Annotated in this window: 18 protein-coding genes; 4 read left to right on the top strand and 14 right to left on the bottom strand. The window is 68.6% G+C overall.

From position 1 onward, the window contains the following. Window positions 1-145 precede the first annotated feature (145 nt). Entirely contained in the window at window positions 146-307 is a 162-nt protein-coding gene (locus CH341_RS36440) for a hypothetical protein (protein WP_425376190.1), read from the top strand. Beyond that, on the top strand, window positions 304-429 hold the full coding sequence (locus CH341_RS36435; RefSeq protein ID WP_425376189.1) for an XRE family transcriptional regulator: 126 nt from the start codon (window positions 304-306) through the stop codon (window positions 427-429). The genes CH341_RS36440 and CH341_RS36435 overlap by 4 nt, the downstream gene beginning before the upstream one ends. 462 nt (window positions 430-891) lie before the next feature. Here the strand turns inward: CH341_RS36435 and CH341_RS16665 are convergent, their stop codons facing one another. From CH341_RS16665 to CH341_RS16645, 5 genes are all read right to left on the bottom strand, one after another. Then, on the bottom strand, window positions 892-1,071 hold the full coding sequence (locus tag CH341_RS16665) for a hypothetical protein (RefSeq protein WP_111420135.1): 180 nt from the start codon (window positions 1,069-1,071) through the stop codon (window positions 892-894). A 219-nt stretch (window positions 1,072-1,290) separates the two neighbouring features. Next, window positions 1,291-2,586, bottom strand: coding sequence for a RuBisCO large subunit C-terminal-like domain-containing protein (locus CH341_RS16660; protein WP_111420134.1), 1,296 nt, complete (start codon window positions 2,584-2,586; stop codon window positions 1,291-1,293). A gap of 2 nt (window positions 2,587-2,588) precedes the next feature. Further along, on the bottom strand, window positions 2,589-3,014 hold the full coding sequence (locus tag CH341_RS16655) for a secondary thiamine-phosphate synthase enzyme YjbQ (RefSeq protein ID WP_111420133.1): 426 nt from the start codon (window positions 3,012-3,014) through the stop codon (window positions 2,589-2,591). 163 nt (window positions 3,015-3,177) lie between these two features. Further along, window positions 3,178-4,863 (bottom strand): cation acetate symporter, encoded by a 1,686-nt coding sequence (locus CH341_RS16650; protein ID WP_111420132.1) that lies wholly within the window; start codon window positions 4,861-4,863, stop codon window positions 3,178-3,180. Beyond that, complete coding sequence (locus tag CH341_RS16645; protein WP_111420131.1) at window positions 4,860-5,276, bottom strand: DUF485 domain-containing protein; 417 nt, start codon at window positions 5,274-5,276, stop codon at window positions 4,860-4,862. The genes CH341_RS16650 and CH341_RS16645 overlap by 4 nt, the downstream gene beginning before the upstream one ends. A gap of 838 nt (window positions 5,277-6,114) precedes the next feature. Between CH341_RS16645 and CH341_RS16640 the strand changes: the two genes are divergently transcribed. Together CH341_RS16640 and CH341_RS16635 are read left to right on the top strand one after the other, a co-directional pair. After that, window positions 6,115-7,098, top strand: coding sequence for an ABC transporter substrate-binding protein (locus CH341_RS16640; RefSeq protein ID WP_111420130.1), 984 nt, complete (start codon window positions 6,115-6,117; stop codon window positions 7,096-7,098). A gap of 44 nt (window positions 7,099-7,142) precedes the next feature. Next, a complete protein-coding gene (locus tag CH341_RS16635; protein WP_111420129.1) occupies window positions 7,143-7,838 on the top strand; it encodes a cysteine hydrolase family protein in 696 nt (231 codons plus the stop codon). Between the two features lie 115 nt (window positions 7,839-7,953). On the opposite strand, the gene CH341_RS16630 is transcribed toward CH341_RS16635, so the two are convergent. The 9 genes from CH341_RS16630 to CH341_RS16590 form a co-directional block, all read right to left on the bottom strand. After that, window positions 7,954-9,165 (bottom strand): sodium ion-translocating decarboxylase subunit beta, encoded by a 1,212-nt coding sequence (locus CH341_RS16630; protein ID WP_111420128.1) that lies wholly within the window; start codon window positions 9,163-9,165, stop codon window positions 7,954-7,956. A gap of 37 nt (window positions 9,166-9,202) precedes the next feature. After that, window positions 9,203-9,532, bottom strand: a complete 330-nt coding sequence (locus CH341_RS16625; RefSeq protein ID WP_111420127.1) for a hypothetical protein — start codon at window positions 9,530-9,532, stop codon at window positions 9,203-9,205. A gap of 244 nt (window positions 9,533-9,776) precedes the next feature. Beyond that, window positions 9,777-11,363 carry a phosphoglycerate dehydrogenase gene (gene serA / locus CH341_RS16620; protein WP_111420126.1) on the bottom strand — a complete coding sequence of 529 codons (1,587 nt, stop codon included), beginning with the start codon at window positions 11,361-11,363 and terminating at the stop codon, window positions 9,777-9,779. A gap of 343 nt (window positions 11,364-11,706) precedes the next feature. Continuing rightward, window positions 11,707-12,876: a phosphoserine transaminase gene (locus CH341_RS16615; RefSeq protein ID WP_111420125.1), complete on the bottom strand. Its 1,170-nt coding sequence runs from the start codon at window positions 12,874-12,876 to the stop codon at window positions 11,707-11,709. A 180-nt stretch (window positions 12,877-13,056) separates the two neighbouring features. Next, the gene (locus tag CH341_RS16610; RefSeq protein WP_170149659.1) at window positions 13,057-13,890 is read right to left on the bottom strand and encodes an outer membrane protein; all 834 of its coding nucleotides are present in this window, start codon (window positions 13,888-13,890) and stop codon (window positions 13,057-13,059) included. A gap of 255 nt (window positions 13,891-14,145) precedes the next feature. Beyond that, entirely contained in the window at window positions 14,146-14,961 is an 816-nt protein-coding gene (locus CH341_RS16605; RefSeq protein WP_111420123.1) for an outer membrane protein, read from the bottom strand. Window positions 14,962-15,532: 571 nt separating this feature from the next. Next, entirely contained in the window at window positions 15,533-16,888 is a 1,356-nt protein-coding gene (gene glmM / locus CH341_RS16600; RefSeq protein WP_111420122.1) for a phosphoglucosamine mutase, read from the bottom strand. Between the two features lie 399 nt (window positions 16,889-17,287). Beyond that, window positions 17,288-17,470: a hypothetical protein gene (locus CH341_RS16595; protein WP_111420121.1), complete on the bottom strand. Its 183-nt coding sequence runs from the start codon at window positions 17,468-17,470 to the stop codon at window positions 17,288-17,290. Window positions 17,471-17,583: 113 nt separating this feature from the next. Beyond that, window positions 17,584-18,264 (bottom strand): LutC/YkgG family protein, encoded by a 681-nt coding sequence (locus tag CH341_RS16590; protein ID WP_111420120.1) that lies wholly within the window; start codon window positions 18,262-18,264, stop codon window positions 17,584-17,586. Between the last annotated feature and the right edge of the window lie 212 nt (window positions 18,265-18,476).

Here is an 18,476-nt window from a genome sequence, read left to right as displayed (position 1 = left end):
GCGAGCGTAGCGCGTGGAGCGGATCACCCCGGAGGGCGGATCAGGCGCGAAGCGCCGTAATCCGCCGCTCGTTTCGTCGGCGGGTTACGCGCTGGCGCGCTGACCCGCCCTACACTGATCGGCGGCGCGACCTTCAGAGGCCATAATGATGGACCCCCAAAACTCCGACAGCGTGTGGGATGCCCCGGAGGACACGGCGGCCGGGGCCGCCGTCATGCGGGCCCGCTCGGCGCTGATGATCGCGCTGCGCACCCGCATCGAGGCTCGGGTGAAAGCCAGGCCGAGGCGGCGCGGCGGCTGGGGGTGACGCAGCCGCCGCTGAACGATCTTTTGTGCGGGCAGGTGGACGAGTTCAGCCTCAACGCGCTGGTCGATCTCGCCGGCCCGGCGGGGCTGTCGGTGCGCATCGAGATCGACGACGCGGCGTGAGCCACGACCGCCCTGCGGGTCACGCGCAGCGCACCGACCCGCCCTCCGAACGCACGGCGCGTTAGAGGTTGGCTTTTCGCTGCGCCACGCCTGCCGCCCCTGGCCGGGGCCGCATGGTTCGAGGCTCGCTGCGCTCGCACCTCACCATGAGGTGGGACGTGGTCGGATGGCGGGAGTCACGATGACGGCCCGTGCGATGGGTGGAGCCGCAGGCGATCCCCATCAGTCCCACGCGAGGCGCCGATAGGTATCGCTTCGGCCAACATGCAGAACATCGCCAACGCCGCGCGCGGCGACAGGATCGCCGGCCTGCCGGAGTCGCCGTGGTATTTCCGGGTCCGGCTGCTGCTGCGGCCGGTCGCGGTCTGGTTGGCGCAGGTCGCCGGGAGGCGATCCGCTGGCCGTTCCGGCCGTGAGCCGCCCGCCGCGACCGGCGCGGCACCGAGCGGCGCGGCCGTGCGGTCAGCGCAGCTCCATCGCGGCGTGGGCCTTCGCGGCGCGGTCGCCCACCGTCTCCCAGCATTCGGGGGCGCAGTAGTGATGGCCGCGGGTGTCGAAAAAGCGCGGGGCCTCGACCGTGCTGCCGCAGGTGCGGCAGGTGGCGTCGGCCTGGTGGTGAATGCGGATCTCGTCGGTTCGCATGGTCCCCTCCATCCCAGTCTGAGCGCAGGCCACTGTCGCAGTGCCGACGCCCCCCGTTTCCAGTCCCGGTCTCCATGTCGTTCGATGCGCATGGAGTAACGGAATGATGACACGAATCCGTCATAGGGTGGGAATCAAATTACGTGAACCGCCCGTTCAGCGTTCCTGAAGTTACGCGGGCGTGCTTTCGGAACAACAGGGATACGGGCCGGGTCCGGATCAGTGCGGACCGAACGCTTTCAGCGCGGCGGCGAGGTCCGGGTGCGCGGCGGCGCGCTCGCTCACCGGCACGCCGGCCGCGATGGCGTCCCAGGCCTGGCGCAGGCTGCGGGCGCCGGCCGCCGGCCCACCCGGATGCCCGAACACGCCGCGGCCCGGCACGAAGCCGAAATCGACGCTGCCGACCTTGCGGAAGACGCTTTCGAGCGTCGCGGCGGAGTCGCTGCCGCCCGGCACCGGCAGGCTCGGCAGGATGCTCCCCATCGGCTCCAGGCAGGCGCGGATGCAGTCCAGAACCTCGGCCTCGGGCGTCATCATGCGCGGGCCAAAACCCGGCATGATCACGGCGTCGAAGCCGGCGAGGCGCTGCAGCCGCGTCAGCACGCGCGAATGGACGCCGTAGGCCGGCAGCCGCGCGAAGGACGCGATGAAGGGGAAATGCGCGATCAGCGGCACGCGCGCGTGCCGGCGCAGCATCCGCACCGCCGAGAGGCCGACCGGCATGGCGTTGACCAGCACGGCGCCGGCGCCCTGCGCCACCGCCTCGTCGTGCAGCGGGATCAGACGGTCGACCTCGTCGGTGATGTTGGCGAGATAGATCTTGGCCGCACCGGTCTCGGCCGCGGCGCGGCGGGCCGCCTCCCCCAGGAGCGCGGCGCGGGCGGCGAGCGGGCACCACGGCGCGTCGGCCAGCATCTCGTCGTCCTTGGCGATGTCGAGGCCGCCCAGGAACGCCTGGTAGCCCAGCGCGGCGAAAGGCTCCGGCGGCAGGCCGATGTTCGGCTTGATGACGCCGAAGAAGATCGGCCGGCCGTGCGCCCCGAGTTTCTCACGCAAGCCGGCGATGCCGAACCGCGGGCCGTCGAAGGCGGCGCGGTAGGACGCCGGGAAGCGGATGTCGTCCAGCCGGATCAGCGGAATTTTTGGGACGAAGAACACGCCCTCGCCGCACACGGCGGAGAGGAGGTTGGGAATCCGCGGGCCGAAATTGCCGTGCGGATGGGCGAGCGTGACCCGCACCGCGTGCACGTTCACGGCCGCGACACCCGCCACAGGGATGCTGAACTCTCGGCGCGGCGCGGCGTCGATGTCCAACACCTTCGCCGCGAAACGCGGGCGAAAATCCTCGTCGATCCCGACGCGGCGCCACTGCGCCGTCGACTGCTCGCTGCACAGATGCGCCGCCGCCTCGCGCGGATCGCCGGCGCACTCGAACGTGAAGTCGAGCTCCAGATAGAGCTCGGGGTCGAGATCCTGCCGGCGGGCGAAGAAGCCGGCGACGTCGTCCGGGGTCATTCTCAAATTCCCAGAAGCTGCAGCTCGATGCTGCGGCTCTCGCGCGGGCCGTCGAGCTCGACGAAGAAGATCGACTGCCAGCCGCCCAGCACCAGCGCGCCATCGGCGACCGGGATCGTCTCCGAGGAGCTCATGAACAGGCCGAGCAGATGCGAATGGGCGTTGTCGCGGCCGTCGACCGTGTCGAGATTGTGCAGGTAGTCGCCGTCGCGCGGGATCGTGCGCTTGAGCAGCGTGACCATGTCGCGCTGCAGCCGCTCCTCGCGCTCGTTGACGTTGAGGCGCGCCGTGGTGTGCAGCGTCATCAGGGTGAGGAGCCCGTCGCGCAGGCCGGTGCCGGCGAGCCAGTCGCGCACGCGCTCGGTGACGTCGACGATCTCGATCGGCGCGGCGGTGGCGAGCGCCAGGCGATGCCTGAGAATCTTCATGGAGAAAACCCGAACAACGAACTCCGCCGCGCCCGCGGGCCGGCGGAGTTTTCAGGCCCGGGCGCAATCCCGGGCGGCCTTTGTGTATCGCGGGGCGGACGGCGAGGCAAACCGTTCGCAGGGACGCGGCACCGCCGCGCCCCTGTCGAAACCGCCTCCGCGGTCAGTGCGCCGTGGCGCCCGCCGCGCCGAACCCCGTCTGGGCCCGGACATACTGGTCCTCGAAGGCCGCCTTCTCGGCCGCCGCCGCGCGGCTGTGATCGAGCTTGGAGACCACGATCGTCACCAGGAAGGCGAGCGGCATCGAGAACAGCGCCGGCTGGTCGTAGGGGAAGATCGGCGTGGCGAAGCCGAGCACCTGGACCCACACCAGCTTGGACAGCACCACCAGCACGACGGCGCAGACGAGGCCGGAATAGCCGCCCGCGACGGCGCCCCGCGTGGTGAGGCCGCGCCAGTACATCGACAGGATCAGCACCGGGAAGTTGGCCGAGGCCGCGATGCCGAAGGCCAGCCCCACCATGAAGGCGACGTTCATGCGCTCGAACAGGATGCCGAGCGTGATCGCGACGAGGCCGAGGCCGATCGAGGCGATCTTGGAGACGCGAAGCTCCGTCTGCTCGGTGGCCTTGCCCTTCATGATGACCCGCGAGTAGAGGTCGTGGCTGATCGCCGAGGCGCCGGCGAGCGCCAGCCCCGACACCACGGCGAGGATCGTGGCGAAGGCGACCGCCGCCAGGAAGCCGAGCAGCAGATCGCCGCCGACGGCTTTCGCGAGATGCATCACCACCATGTTGCCGCCGCCGATGATGCGGCCGCCGACCTGCCCGTTCTCGAAGAACTCGGGATTGGTGCCGACGATGACGATGGCGCACAGGCCCATCAGGAAGATCACGTTGAAGAAGTAGCCGACGAAGGCCGAGGCGTAGAGCACCGATTTCCGCGCCGCTTTCGCATCCGACACGGTGAAGAACCGCATGAGAATGTGCGGCAGGCCGGCGGTGCCGAACATCAGCCCGACGCCGAGCGAGACGGCGTTGACCGGATCGGCCAGCAGCGCGCCGGGCTGGAACAGCTTGAAGCCGAGCTTGTGCACGGCCGTCGCCTCGGTCACCACGGTGGCGTAGCTGAAGCCGAAATGGCTCATCGCCAGCAGCATGGCGAAGGTGCCGCCGCACAGCAGCATGCCGGCCTTGATGATCTGCACCCAGGTGGTGGCGATCATGCCGCCGAAGGTGACGTAGATCATCATCAGACCGCCGACGATGAACAAGGCGATCACGTAGTCGAGCCCGAACAGCAGCTTGATCAGCTGGCCGGCGCCGACCATCTGGGCGACCAGATAGAAGCACACGACGGTGAGCGACGACACCGCCGCCATGGTGCGCACCCGGCCCTGGTCGAGCCGATAGGAGGTGATGTCGGCGAAGGTGTAGCGGCCGAGATTGCGCAGCCGCTCGGCCATCAGGAACAGGATGATGGGCCAGCCGACGAAGAAGGCGATCATGTAGATGTAGCCGTCGTAGCCGGTCGTGTAGACCATGGCCGTGAGGCCGAGCAGCGTCGCGGCCGACATGTAGTCGCCGGCGATGGCGAGGCCGTTCTGCAGCCCCGTGATGCCGCCGCCCGCCGTGTAGAAATGCGCCGCCGAGCGGGTGCGCTTCGCCGCCCAGTAGGTGATGCCGAGCGTCAGCAGCACGAAGGCGACGAACATCGAGATGGCGTGGATGTTGATCGACGATTTGGCGGCGTCGCCGAGCGCCGGACCGGCGGCGAGCGCCGCGTCGGCGCCGGCGAGCGCGAGCGTGCCGAAAAGCGCGGTCGCCGCGAGACGAGGAATGCGGGTCATCGGCGGGCTCCTCCGGAGGCTTCGCGCAGGCGCGGCGGCGTGACGGCAGCGGCTGCGGCGGGAGCGGCGGTCGTCGCGGCCTCGCGGGTCGCCGCGACGTCGGCCGCCACGGCGTCGTCCACCACCTCGGCGGTGAGCGCGTCGTAGTCGGTGTTGGCCTTGCGCACGTAGAGCGCCGTCAGGATCCAGAAGAAGACGAACTGGAACAGGCCGGCCGCGATGCCGACCGAGAGCGTCGAGCCCGGCGCGACGCGGCTGCCGATGACGCCGGGCGCGAACGCGATGGTCAGCACCAGTGCGTAGAACAGCACGAAGACGATCGCGGCCAGCGTCCAGGCGAGACGTCCCCGCCGCTCCACCAGCGACACGAACTTGGGATTTGCGCGAATCCGCGCATAGACTGCTTCATTCATGACGTTTCCCCTCTGCTGCCGTCGATCGTCGCTCACCGTGCCGTCGCCCGGGCATGCAGACGCCCGCTGCGACCGCGATCGCTTCCCGGCGAATGTGGTCGTGCACCGCCGCACCGTCGTGAGACGGCGCATCGCTGCTGCACATCGTCGTCGCGTCGGGGAGCAAAGCGGCGGCCGACCGAGATCACGCCGGCGGATCGCACCCCTCGGGGTTCATTTCGGCAGTTCGGCAGATCCGCATCCGGCGGGCCTGCGCCCGGCCTCGCGGCCGGCAGTGACACTCGGCAGTGAGCACGTCGACAAGCAATGGTTGCGATCCGACCAGATCGCGGCCGCGAAGGCTTTGCGTTTTGTCATGCAGGCGACCCGGGATACCCCGACTTTCGGAGGGGCATCGATGTTCCATGTTACGGACAGCGAGACACCATGCGCACCGGGCCGGCCCGCCCTCCGGCTCCGCGCCCGGGCAGACCGGCCCTGAGGACGATCGACCGGACGCGGCACGGGGTGAGCAACGGCGGCACTCGGGCGTCGGCGCGTCCGCCCGTCCCGCGACACCACTGTCGGCAAATTCGTCTCCGCATACTTTCTATACCGAGAACGGATCATCTCTCCGCCGGCCTCCCGACGAACGGATCTTTCGAATTCGGGCTCGTCCGTTGACCCGTGGGACCCGCATGTATTCGATGGGGGCACGGCTCCGCCGGGGCGATCCCGGCCCGCCGCATCGGGGCTTCCCCACACCGGCTCGTGACGTCGTCGCGGATCGGACCACCGGCCGGACACACGGTCCGGGTGGCGCGCCCCTGTTGCACGTTCGTCGACGAGGACCCGACTGATGAGACAGATGCCGCTCCACCTGCCCAAGACCGCCCGCCTGTGGATGACGCTCGCCCTGGTGGCGACCACCCTGGCGGCCGCACCACGGCCGGCCCTGTCGCAGACGGTCCTGAAATTCGGCACCGCGAACGTGAACGAGGGCCTGCTGCCGCTGCAGGTCGCGATCGACCAGGGCTTCCTGAAGGCCGAAGGCATCCAGGCCGAGTACGTCAACTTCCAGGGCGGCGGCCCGGCCGTTCAGGCGTTCGTGGGCGGCAGCATCGACTTCTGCGTCTGCGCCGCCGACCATATCCTGCGCCTCGCCAGCCGCGGCTTCGATCCCCGCATCATCGTCGGACTCGACGAGCGGCACGCCTATGCGCTGCTCGCCAAGGCGGATCGCCCCTACACGGATCTCGCCTCGCTGAAGGGAAAGCGCATCGGCATCACGGCGCCGGGCAGCCTGACCGACAACACGATCCGCTGGGCGCTCACCTCGGCCGGATTGAACGCGGAGCGCGACGTCGAGATCATCAAGGCCGGCATCGGCGCCTCGATGAAGGCCGCGCTGACCTCGGATCAGGTGGATGCCGGCACGGTGGCCTCCACCGAGATCCTGGAGTTCACGCGGAACGGCCAGTTCAAGATCGTCCTCGACTGGCGGCCTTCGCCCTACCCCTCGCTTCTCGTGATCGGCCGCGAGCGCTGGGTCACGGCCCATCCCGAGGTCGCGCGCGGCCTGGTGCGGGCGGTCGGAAAGGCCGCGCGCCTGATCCAGGAGAACCCGGCGATCGCGGTTCAGAGCGTCAAGACGCTGTATCCGAGCTACAGCACGGAACGCGCCGAGGAGGTCGCCCAGGCGGCGAAGCAGCGCCTCACCCCGGACGGCAGCGTCTCGACCGCCGGCTTCGACACCATGCAGGACATCGTGCTTCTGTCCGACACCACGCTGAAGCGGGTGAACAAGGCCGACGTGGACCTGCAGCCGAACCTGTCGCGCTAGACACGTCCACCGACATCACTTTCCCTCACCGCACGAGAAGCCCCATGCACCCCTACACGCCGTCACGCTCGATGGTGGAGCGCCGCCTGGCTCGCAGAGACGCGCTCGTCAGCCACGATAGGATCGACGCCGGCCGCACCGCGCTGGTCGTCGTCGACATGCAGAACTACTTCGTGGCGGAGAGCTATCCGGGCTCGGTCGCCCAGGCGCGGGAGATCATCCCGACCATCAACCGGCTCGCCGCCGCGGTCCGTCAGGCGGGCGGCCGCGTCGCCTGGATCCAGACCACCTCGACGGGGTCTCTCGAGCACTGGAAGAACCACTTCGCGGATTCGATGAACGAGGAGCGTTTCCGGCGCCGGCAGGCGAGCCTCGACGAGACGTCGCCGGGATTCGAGATTCATCGCGGGCTCGACGTCGCGCCCGACGACCTGCGGTTCAGGAAGGTCACTTACAGCGCCTTCGTGCCGAGCCCGGCCGAGATCGACGCGACGTTCCGGCGCGAGGGCATCGACATGCTGCTGATCGTCGGCGCCGCGACGAATGTCTGCAGCGAGACGACGGCGCGCCATGCCGTGACTCTCGATTACCGCGTGATCATGGTGTCGGACGCCAATGCGACCTGGACGGACCAGGAGCACGCGGCGGCACTGGACAACTTCCTGCTGTTCTTCGGCGACGTGATGACGACCGACGAGGTGATCGCCCGGCTGCATCCGGCCGACCAGCCGGCGCCGTAGCGCGGGACTGGCGGGCGTTCCGGCCCTCGCCGACCTTCTGCGACACCGCGGGCACGTCGTCGACCATGCCCGCCGGAGTGATCACGGCCGGCGCCAGCACCGCGTGGCGACCGTCTCAGCCGGCCTTCAAGACGCTCACCAGGACGGCGGCGAAGATCGCGCTGGTGATCACACCCGAAATGTTGGCACCCAGCGCGTGCGGCAGCACGATGGCGTTCTTGTTGGCCTCGGTGACCAGCTTCTGCGCCACCTTGGCCGTGGTCGGCACGCAGGACACGGCGGCGATGCCGATCACCGGATTGTACTTGCCGCCCGAGAGCCAGTAGAGCACGTATCCGCCGAACAGGCCGCCGATCGCCGAGAAGGTGAGGGCGACGATGCCGAGCACCAGCAGGATCAGCACCTTCGGATGCAGGATGGTGCCGGCCTCGCACAGCACGCCCAGCACCAGGCCGAGAAAGAAGGTCGCGCCGTAGAGGATCTGGTTCGAGAACAGGTCGTAGAAATAGCTCAGCCCGCTTTCGCGCACGATGACCCCGAGGAACAGCGACAGGAACAACGGCGCGGCCACCGGGAACAGGAGCGACAGCAACAGGCAGGCGACCACGGCGAACACCATCTTTTCGCTCGCCGTGATCGCCCGCCTGGTGTCGGGCGGCATCGCGATGGCGCGCAGCCGCTTCGGCACCATCAATCTCACGAGATACGGATAGCCGCCATAGGTGAGGCCGAGATACAGATAGCCCACGACCGTGATCGGCACGAAGATCTCGGGGGCCAGGATCAGCGACGTGAACAGCACCATGGGTCCGTCGGCGCCGCCGATGGTGGCCGTCGCGGCCGCCTGCTTGTCGGTCAAACCCATCAGCACCCCGAGCGGGAACGCGATTAGCGTCCCGAGCTCGCCGCACACGGCCAGGAACATCGAGCGGAACGGCCGCTGCATCACGTAGCCGACGTCGAGCAGCGTGCCGATGCCGAGAAACACCAGACAGGCGATGAGACCGTTGGAGAACGCGAAGGTGTAGATCGGCTGCAGCCAGTCGATCTGCAGCTGCGCCATCACCTCGTCGGTGCCGGACGCGAGGGGATCGAGGAACAGCGTCCCGGTCTTACCGCCCGGCAGGAACAGCACCGCGGCGTTCACGGTCGCCATCCCGAGCCCCATCGGGATCATCAGCAGGGCTTCGAGCACGCCCCTCTGCCCGAGATAGATCAGCAGTACCCCGAGCCCCATCAGGGCGACGCGGCCGATCAGGATGAGGGGATCCGCCTGCACGAGCGTGGCGACGCCCTGGAACAGGTCGAGAATGGCGATGTCGGGCATGCCGATGCACTCTGTCGGGTGAGATTGACGGAACCGCTCAGCGATGCGGACTGTGGCCGCCGTGGTGACGCGACCGCACCTCGGTGATCCAATGGGCGGAGCGCTTCTGCTCGGCCAGGAAGACGATGCGCTGGGGCGCGCCGGTCATGTGGGCGGCGGCCGCGATCACGGCGGCGATGACGGCGGAATCGTCACGAATCGGCTTCGCCGTCATGGTCATTTCCGGCGCGACGACCGGGGTGCGCGTCCGGCCGCGGGCCAGCACCAGGACGATCAACCGGATGACGCCGGCGCAAACGGCGGCGAGCACAGCCATCAGCACGAACGAGAAGGCGCCCTTCGCGAGCGCCGCCAGAACCATCGACATGCCCTGCTCTCCCCACGGCGCGCGCCGGCACCCTCGATCGACTGCGAGGCATGGACGCCCCCGCGCCGAAGCGATCGTGTCGAGTGTGCGATGCGGCGCCCCACCCCGCAACCGGTATTATGGAAGGCGCCGCTCCGGTGCATTCACGGCGGCGCGACCGCGCCGCCAGCCGATCGCCTGCCCAAAAAAAACGGCGGGCCCGCCCGGGCCCGCCGCCGTCATCGTCGCGGGCGATGCGACGACCTCAGAACCGCAGCGCGCGGGCCTGCTGGACATTGGGCAGGGCGCCGACCTTGTCGAGCACGGCCCCGGGCACCTCGCCGTCGATCTCGACCAACGCGATGGCGTTGCCGCCGGGCGCGTCACGGCCGAGCGCGAAGGTGGCGATGTTGATGCCGGCCTCGCCCAGCAGCGAGGCGAAGCGGCCGATGAAGCCCGGCGCGTCGTCGTTGGTGACGTAGAGCATCGACTTGCCGAACTCGGCGTCCATGCGGATGCCCTTGATGTTGACGATGCGCGGCCGCCCGTCGGCGAACACCGTGCCGCTGACCGAGCGGGTGCGCCGCTCGGTCTCGACCGCGACCGTGATCAGGCTCTCGAAGTCGCCCTCGTGCTCGCGCGTCACCTCCTCGACCACGATGCCGCGCTCCTTGGCCATCACGGGCGCCGAGACGAAGTTCACGTCCTGCAGCATGGGGCGCAGCAGCCCGGCGATCGCGGCGGAGGTCAGCGCCTTGGTGTTCATCTTGGCGACCTCGCCCTCGTAGACGATCTGCACCTTGGTGAGACCCGTCTCGGTGAGCTGGCCGGCGAACGAGCCGAGCTTTTCCGCCAGCTCGACCATCGGCTTGAGGCGCGGGGCTTCTTCTGCCGTGATCGAGGGGAAGTTCACCGCATTGGAGATGGCGCCCTGCAAGAGATAGTCGGACATCTGCTCGGCGACCTGCAGGGCGACGTTCTCCTGCGCCTCGCTGGTGGAGGCGCCGAGATGCGGCGTGCAGATCACGTTGGGATGGCCGAACAGCACATTGCTGGTCGCCGGCTCCTCGGTGAACACGTCGAAGGCGGCGCCGGCCACCTGCCCCGAATCGAGCGCCGCCCGAAGCGCCGCCTCGTCGACCAGGCCGCCGCGGGCGCAGTTGACGATGCGCACGCCCTTCTTGGTGGTGGCGAGCGCCTCGGCGCTGACGATGTTCTTCGTCTTCTCGGTGAGCGGCGTGTGCAACGTGATGAAATCGGCGCGGCGGAACAGCTCGGGCAGCTCGACCTTCTCGACGCCCAGCGCGATGGCGCGCTCCGGCGACAGGAACGGATCGAAGGCGATCACCTTCATCTTCAGGCCGTGAGCGCGGTCGGCGACGATCGAGCCGATATTGCCGCAGCCGATCACACCGAGCGTCTTGCCGGTGATCTCGACGCCCATGAAGCGGTTCTTCTCCCACTTGCCGGCCTGGGTCGAGGCATCGGCCTGCGGAATTTCGCGCGCGAGCGCGAGCATCAGGGTGATGGCGTGCTCGGCCGTGGTGATCGAGTTGCCGAAGGGCGTGTTCATCACGATGATGCCCTTGGCGGTGGCGGCCGGGATGTCGACATTGTCGACGCCGATGCCGGCGCGGCCGATCACCTTCAGGTTCTTGGCCTGCTCGATGATCTTCGGCGTCACCTTGGTGGCCGAGCGGATGGCGAGGCCGTCGTAGTCGCCGATGATGGCGGCGAGCTTGTCCTTGTCCTTGCCGAGAGCCGGCTGGAAGTCGACCTCGATGCCGCGATCCTTGAAGATCTGCACGGCGGCGGGAGACAGCGCGTCGGAAATGAGAACGCGAGGAGCCATGGTGTGAATCCGATCGTGAAGGGTTTCGAGGCGTCACCCCTCCTGGTGAGGAAATGACGCAATTTGAGCTGAGTGCGAGAGCGAGAACGGCCGAGACGTTCGAGCCTGGGGCCACCCCCCTCCCCGACCCTCCCCCACAAGGGGGGAGGGAGCAGGCTGCAGCGCGACGCGAGGACATCGCCGCCGAGCCCTGTCCGATCCGAGCAAGCCAGCGCAGCGGCTCCTGCGTTCCCTCCCCCCTTGTGGGGGAGGGGCAGGGAGGGGGGTAAGCCCCGACCACTTCGCTCTCGTGTCGATCATCCGGAGCTCGCTGCTGACGCCGACGTCAGGCGAAGCGGAGGAGTCACGCCGCCTTGGGCAGTGCCGCCTTGGTCTTGGCGAAGGCCCAGTCGAGCCAGGCGGTCAGGGCGACGACGTCGTCGCGCTCCACCGTGGCGCCGCACCAGATTCGCAGGCCGGGCGGAGCGTCGCGATAGGCGCCGAGGTCGTAACCGACCCCTTCCTTCTCGATGGTCGAGGCGAGCGACTTCGCGAAGGCCGCCTGAGCATCGGCCGGCAGCGCCGCGATCTCCGGGTCCACCACCTTCAGGCACACCGAGGTGTTGGAGCGGATCGCCGGATCGGTGGCGAGGAAATCGACCCACGGGGTCTTGGCCACCCAGTCGGCAATGGCGCCGGCATTGGCGTTCGCACGCGCCATCAGGGCGTCGAGGCCGCCGATCGACACGGCCCAGTCGAGCGCATCGAGATAGTCCTCGACGCACAGCATCGACGGCGTGTTGATGGTCTCGCCCTTGAAGATGCCCTCGTTGAGCTTGCCGCCCGAGGTCATGCGGAAGATCTTCGGGAGCGGCCACGCCGGCTTGTAGGTGACCAGCCGCTCGACCGCGCGCGGCGAGAGAATCAGCATGCCGTGCGCCGCCTCGCCGCCCAGCACTTTTTGCCAGGAGAACGTGACGACATCGAGCTTCGGCCAGTCGAGCTTTTGCGCGAAGGCGGCGGAGGTGGCGTCGCAGATCGCGAGACCCTCGCGGTCGGCCGCGATCCAGTCGCCGTTCGGGACGCGGACGCCCGAGGTGGTGCCGTTCCAGGTGAAGACGACGTCGTTCGACCAGTCGACCTTCGAAAGATCCGGGATGTCGCCGTAGCCGGCAGTCGTCACCGTCGTGTCCTTCAGCTTGAGCTGCTTGATCACGTCGGTGACCCAGCCCTCGCCGAACGATTCCCAGGCCAGCATGGTGACCGGGCGGGCGCCGAGCAGCGACCACAGCGCCATCTCGACGGCGCCGGTGTCGGAGGCCGGCACGATGCCGATGCGATACTCCGCCGGCACCTTCAGCACGGTGCGGGTGAGCTCGATGGCACGCTCGAGCTTCGCCTTGCCGATCTTGGCACGGTGCGAGCGGCCGAGCGGTGCGTCTGCCAGATTTTGGAGGGACCAGCCGGGCCGTTTGGCGCAGGGGCCGGACGAGAAATTGGGCACGCGCGGACGCGCGGCAGGAGCAGTCGTCATGGTGTCTACCCTTTCAGATAGGCGCCCCTCGGTGGGGAGGGGTGTCCCGCCGCCGGCAATATGAGAGACCGACGCGCGAGTCAACCCTCGGTCGCCTCTTTCTCGCGAAAAAGAGGTGCCGAGGTGCCGGACGAAAGGGCGGACGGGGCGGATGGAGGCGGAGGAGCGGCCGGCGACGGATCAGAACTTCAGGCCGAGACCGCCCCGCGCCGTGCTCACGTTGATGGTCAGGTTGTTGAAGTCGCCGAACCGCACATACTCGTACTCGGCGCGGAAGAAGAGGTTGGCCATCAGGGCGACGTCGATGCCGAGGCCGGCCGAGAACCCGAACCCGTAGGCGCCGGAGCGGTCGTCGGTCTTGGTGACCGGCCCGTAGGCCAGGTTGGGCCGGGTCGGCGAGCTTCCGGAGACGTCGGTCGCGGTCAGCTCGACCGTCGCGGATCGCGTCACGTCGGCGCGCCCGACGGCGACGCCGACGAAGCCATAGGGCATGAACCACGAGGCCGCCCAGCCGCCGCGCAGCCGCAGCGAGGCGAGATCCGTCATCTTCACGGACGCGGTGCTCGCCACCCCGATGTTGTAGAAATAATCGTCCGAGGTCTGGAACGAGCGTCCGACCGCGTCGCTGGCGCTGTTGTAGAGGTTGAAGCGCGTGTAGTTGAGCTCGATGCCGAGCACGGCGTCGTCCCACTGCGCATTGTAGCCGACGAAGCCGCCCCAGCCGGCGCTGGAGAGCCCGGCGCGCGGCAGCGTGGTCCATTTCGAGACACGCGCCTCGCTCTCGATGGTCGTGCCGTTGAGCATGTAGGCGATCAGGTCGCCGGTGCCTTCCGAGAAGTCGGAGGTGCCGGACGAATAGCTCGCATGCCCGCCCACATAGGTGCCCTGCCAGCGGAAATAGACCGGCTCGCCGAACGTCATGCCCTGGGAGCCGCGCAGCACCGGCATGTCGGCGGCGGACGCGGCGGTGCCGAAAGCGACGAGGAAGAGGCCGCACAGGCCGGCGATACGCATGGGACTGATCCTCTGACTGCGGCCGCACGCCTCGCGACCGATGCCGATCATCGGGCATTAACCTTAATGCCGGGTTACCCACATGGCGTGACCATGGCGCAGCACACGAAAAAGGGGAGCTTTTCGGCTCCCCGCGACATACCCCTTCACAAAAGATTAAAACGGCGCGGAGGGGGGCTCCGCGCCGTCTTGTCTCGACCGGGTACCGTTACGCGAGACCTGACTCGGCCCGGCCGAAGAGGCTCCCGTCGCGACTCAGCCCTTGCGGATCAGCGGCGGCTGATACACGGGCTCGGGCGACTGCAGCATCCAGCGGACGCCGAGCTTGATGTCGTGCGACGTGATGTTGTTGAAGTTCTCCGGGTTCACGACGTTGTTGACACCCGTATAGGTGACGAGGTCGCCCGACACCGCATCGCCGAGATTGAGGTAGCGATAGGCGAGCTCGACCGTGAAGCCCGGCGTGACCTTGTAGGCGAGGCCGGCGTGCAGGGCCCAGGCGAAGTTCCATTTGCCCGTATCGGCCGCATAGGCGACGCCCTGCGTGATCGTGTTCACGTCGACGAAGTTGCTGATGCGGTTGTACGACGCGCCGATGCCGGCGCCGACGAACGGGGTCACGCACCACCAGGTGCCGAGATCCACGTAGACGTTGGCCAGCGCGGTCCACTCGGACTTGGTCGCCGAATACTCGTCGGTTCCGACCACGGCGCCGTTGTACGAGACGACCTGCAGGCCGTGGAACGTCGCGCCCGAGCGATACTCGCCGGTCACGTCGAAGCGGAGCCAATTGTTGTACTGGTAGCCGATGCCGAGGCCGAAGAACGGCGCGCCGTCGAACGACGCGTGCGGGGTCGTCACCGAGGTGCCGGGCGTCGACTCGAGGACATTGTAGATGTCCTTCACGCGCTGATTGCTGAAGCCGATGTCGCCGCGCAGGTACCAGCCCGAGAAGTCCTGGACCACCGGCATGGGGGGCGGCGGGGCGAGGGAGAGATCGGCGGCACCGGCTGCAGTCAGGGAGAGGAGCACGGCCGACCCCGCGACTGCTAACATTTTCACGCTTGCCATGACTACGTCCTTCCGTGTGGCAGGGCGCGAGGACGCGACCCGACTTGTTACTCACTGGCCGGACGATATTGGCAACCAAGAGTTAAAGCCGACTTAACCCTAAAACTTAACCCTAATAATTAATTGCCATTAAGGGTTCCGACAGGTTCCACGATTCGCGTCGGGTTAACACCTGTGGCGGGAGAGGCCGGGAGGGCCGGAGCGGCCCCTGCCGAGAGGCGGCGGCGTCTGCGGCGCCCGACCGGTGCGCGCCACGCATCGCGCGAGCCGCATATGACGCGTCGTGCGCGGGCTCGGGACTCGAAGCCTCTCCTCCGTCCTGCTCCGCGAAGGCAAGGGCTTGCATAATCGGTCATTCCGGGGCGCGGACCGCAGGTCCGCGAGCCCGGAATCCATACCCCCGGCATCAGTGGCTCACGATAGACAGGGCGTATGGGTCCCGGGCTCGGCGCTGACGCCGCCGCGGGACGACGGAGAGACGATGCAAAGCTCTCGCCTGCGCAGACGGCGACGGATCGAGAGGCTGGGCCTTCAGTGTCGTCGCGTGACACGGCGCGCGCAGGCGACGTGATCAGCCCGCCGTCGAGACCTCGGTGATCGCGGCGGCGATGTCGTCGACCACCTCTTCGATCAGGTCCGGATCGTCGCCCTCGCCCGTCACGCGGATCACCGGCTCGGTGCCGGAGGGACGCACGATCAGGCGGCCGTGACCGTTGAGGCGCTGCTCGGCCTCTGCGATCACGCTCAGGACCTTGGCGTGCTGGGTCGGCTTGCCGGTGCCGTTCTTGTAACGGACGTTCTTGGTCACCTGCGGCAGCGGCTCGAAGCGCCGGCACACCTTCGACATCGGCTGATCGAGCTTCTTGAGCACGGCCAGCACCTGCAGCGCCGCGACGAAGCCGTCGCCCGTGGTCGCGTAATCGGACAGGATGATGTGGCCGGACGGCTCGCCGCCGACATTGTAGCCCTGCTCGCGCATCTGCTCGAGCACGTAGCGGTCGCCCACCGCGGTGCGCACCAGCGACAGGCCGAGCCCGGCGAGATGGCGCTCGAGGCCGAGATTGGTCATCACGGTGGCGACGATGCCGGGCTTCGACAGCCGGCCGTCCTCCAGCCAGCTCTCGGCGATCACGGCGAGGAGCTGGTCGCCGTCGATCAGATGGCCCTGCTCGTCGACCATCACGACGCGATCCGCGTCGCCGTCGAGCGCGATGCCGACATCGGCCCGCATCTCGCGCACTTTTGCACGCAATGCTTGTGGGGAGGTGGAGCCGCATTCGTGGTTGATGTTGAGGCCGTCGGGGTCGACGCCGAACGAGATCACCTCGGCGCCGAGCTCCCACAGCGCCTCCGGCACCACCCGGTAGGCGGCGCCGTTGGCGCAGTCGACGACGACGCGCAGGCCCTCCAGCGAGAGCTGGCGCGGCAGCGTGCGCTTGGCGAACTCGATGTAGCGGTCGTGCACGCCCTCGATGCGCTTGGCGCGGCCGAGCGCGGCCGACTTGGCGAGCTTCTTGGAGAGGTCGGCGTCGATCATCTGCTCGATGCCGAGCTCGTCGTCGTCCGACAGCTTGTAGCCGTCCGGGCCGAACAGCTTGATGCCGTTGTCGTCGAACGGGTTGTGCGAGGCCGAGATCATCACGCCGAGGTCGGCGCGCATCGAGCGCGTCAGCATGGCGACGGCCGGCGTCGGCATCGGGCCGAGCAGCAGCACGTCGAAGCCGACCGAGGTGAAGCCCGCCACCATGGCGGTCTCGATCATGTAGCCGGACAGGCGCGTGTCCTTGCCGATGACGACGCGATGGCGGTGCTCGCCGCGCCGGAACACTAGGCCGGTGGCCTGCCCCACCCGCAACGCCAGATCCGCCGTGATGACGCCGTTGGCGCGTCCGCGAATTCCGTCGGTGCCGAAATATTTCCGAGACATGCGTTCCCTCGGCAGTCGTCGAATCGTTCAGCCACACGGAATGCGCGCAGCCGGTTCGGCGCCATCTTAGGGCCTCGGCCGCGCCGGCGCTTTAAGAAAATTGTCTTATCGTGAATGCAGCCGAGGGTGTCACGGCTGCCGCACTCGCTTCGACGGCTGCGGTGTCCAGGGATGACCGCGGCTCGGCAGCGCGGGCTTTCCGATCGCCGGGCAACCGCTCATCGGCGGGCAACCCGGCAACCGCGGGCGACACGGCCCACATCCGACCTCATGGTGAGGTGCGAGCGAAGCGAGCCTCGAACCATGTGGCCGCGGGGGCCCGCCCTCAACCTTCGCGACGCGCCTTCGGCGCTCCGCGGGGTAAGGGCGGACAGACGCTTCAAAAAGGCATCGGACGTCTCAGTCCGCGTCCTTGTCCTGCGGGCTCGGCGCGGGCTGGCTGATCGAGACCGGATCGGAGCCCGGAAAGCTCTCCTCCAGCGCCTCGTCGAGCTTCTTGTCCATGGCTTCCTTGGACTTGCCGGTCGGCGGCTTGTCGCGACGCTCGGGATCGACGGCGTGCTTCTTCTCGGCGGTGGACATCGGGGGCTCCTGGGTGCGTGAAACATCGCCCGCGAACGACGCGCGGGTGAAGGTGTCCGAACGACAACGCCCGCGCCGCCGCATGGTTTCATGGTGCGGTGTTGCCGGGCCGCTCAGGCCGCCTCGCCCACCACGATCACGTGCAGGCGCCGCGGCCCGTGCGCGCCGAGAATCAGCGTCTGCTCGATGTCGGCGGTGCGCGACGGGCCGGTGACCAGGTGCACGGCGCGCGGCAGCCCGCCCGCCCCGCGCGCCTCGCGCAAGCCGGCCAGCACGGTCTCCAGGTCGCCCGCCACGGACGCAGCGTCGACCACGACGAGATGATGGTCGGGCAGGAAGTTGAGCGTGGTCGGGTTGTCGGGGCCGGAGAGCAGCACCAGCGTCCCGGTCTCGGCGACGGCCCCGTACGCATGCGACACACCGACCGGATCGTCCCCCACCGAGGCGCCGACCGAGACGGCGAGGTCCGGCACGCGTTCCCACGGCAACGCGGCGAGCCGCGCATCGGCGCCGCGCCGCGCGGCGAGCGGCAGGCCGCTGTCGCGCACATAGGCGGCGATCGCGGCCGGCACGTCCTCGTCCTGCGCGACCCGCGCCGTGGTGCCGGCGGCGATCTCCACCCGAGCCAGGAACAGCGCGATGCGCTCGGCCGCAGGGAGTTGCCCCCGCGCCGGGATGACGCCGCGCGGATGACCGGCGATGCGATCCGCCACGATCTTTTTGCGCGACGCCTCCTCGCCCGTGACGGACAGCGCACGGCGGATCGAGCCGAGGACGAGATCGCGCGCGCTCATGGCCGCGCCTCCGGCGCGCCGGCGAGAGGCGCGGGCTCGGCGACCCGCGGCTCGGCGATTTGGGGCTCGGCGATTTGGGGCTCGGCGATTTGCGGCTCGCTGGCGCGGCCGTGCGGATTGCCGGACGGCACGGTGCCCGCACGTCGTAGCGGCCGGAGCGCTGATAGATCTCGACGATGCGCTGGGTGTCGGACTGGACGAGAGCGCGCGAG

Source organism: Rhodoplanes roseus, from assembly GCF_003258865.1.
Taxonomy (GTDB): domain Bacteria; phylum Pseudomonadota; class Alphaproteobacteria; order Rhizobiales; family Xanthobacteraceae; genus Rhodoplanes; species Rhodoplanes roseus.
The sequence above is the reverse complement of the archived record's forward strand: the minus strand, read 5'-3'. Positions and strand labels throughout refer to the sequence as shown.

What these genes read in the sequence shown, in the direction of transcription:
- CH341_RS36440 (WP_425376190.1), top strand. Translation starts at nt 146, where the DNA reads ATGATGGACCCCCAAAACTCCGACAGCGTGTGGGATGCCCCGGAGGAC.
- CH341_RS16665 (WP_111420135.1), bottom strand. Translation starts at nt 1,071, where the DNA reads ATGCGAACCGACGAGATCCGCATTCACCACCAGGCCGACGCCACCTGC.
- CH341_RS16660 (WP_111420134.1), bottom strand. Translation starts at nt 2,586, where the DNA reads ATGACCCCGGACGACGTCGCCGGCTTCTTCGCCCGCCGGCAGGATCTC.
- CH341_RS16655 (WP_111420133.1), bottom strand. Translation starts at nt 3,014, where the DNA reads ATGAAGATTCTCAGGCATCGCCTGGCGCTCGCCACCGCCGCGCCGATC.
- CH341_RS16650 (WP_111420132.1), bottom strand. Translation starts at nt 4,863, where the DNA reads ATGACCCGCATTCCTCGTCTCGCGGCGACCGCGCTTTTCGGCACGCTC.
- CH341_RS16645 (WP_111420131.1), bottom strand. Translation starts at nt 5,276, where the DNA reads ATGAATGAAGCAGTCTATGCGCGGATTCGCGCAAATCCCAAGTTCGTG.
- CH341_RS16640 (WP_111420130.1), top strand. Translation starts at nt 6,115, where the DNA reads ATGAGACAGATGCCGCTCCACCTGCCCAAGACCGCCCGCCTGTGGATG.
- CH341_RS16635 (WP_111420129.1), top strand. Translation starts at nt 7,143, where the DNA reads ATGCACCCCTACACGCCGTCACGCTCGATGGTGGAGCGCCGCCTGGCT.
- CH341_RS16630 (WP_111420128.1), bottom strand. Translation starts at nt 9,165, where the DNA reads ATGCCCGACATCGCCATTCTCGACCTGTTCCAGGGCGTCGCCACGCTC.
- CH341_RS16625 (WP_111420127.1), bottom strand. Translation starts at nt 9,532, where the DNA reads ATGTCGATGGTTCTGGCGGCGCTCGCGAAGGGCGCCTTCTCGTTCGTG.
- serA (WP_111420126.1), bottom strand. Translation starts at nt 11,363, where the DNA reads ATGGCTCCTCGCGTTCTCATTTCCGACGCGCTGTCTCCCGCCGCCGTG.
- CH341_RS16615 (WP_111420125.1), bottom strand. Translation starts at nt 12,876, where the DNA reads ATGACGACTGCTCCTGCCGCGCGTCCGCGCGTGCCCAATTTCTCGTCC.
- CH341_RS16610 (WP_170149659.1), bottom strand. Translation starts at nt 13,890, where the DNA reads ATGCGTATCGCCGGCCTGTGCGGCCTCTTCCTCGTCGCTTTCGGCACC.
- CH341_RS16605 (WP_111420123.1), bottom strand. Translation starts at nt 14,961, where the DNA reads ATGGCAAGCGTGAAAATGTTAGCAGTCGCGGGGTCGGCCGTGCTCCTC.
- glmM (WP_111420122.1), bottom strand. Translation starts at nt 16,888, where the DNA reads ATGTCTCGGAAATATTTCGGCACCGACGGAATTCGCGGACGCGCCAAC.
- CH341_RS16595 (WP_111420121.1), bottom strand. Translation starts at nt 17,470, where the DNA reads ATGTCCACCGCCGAGAAGAAGCACGCCGTCGATCCCGAGCGTCGCGAC.
- CH341_RS16590 (WP_111420120.1), bottom strand. Translation starts at nt 18,264, where the DNA reads ATGAGCGCGCGCGATCTCGTCCTCGGCTCGATCCGCCGTGCGCTGTCC.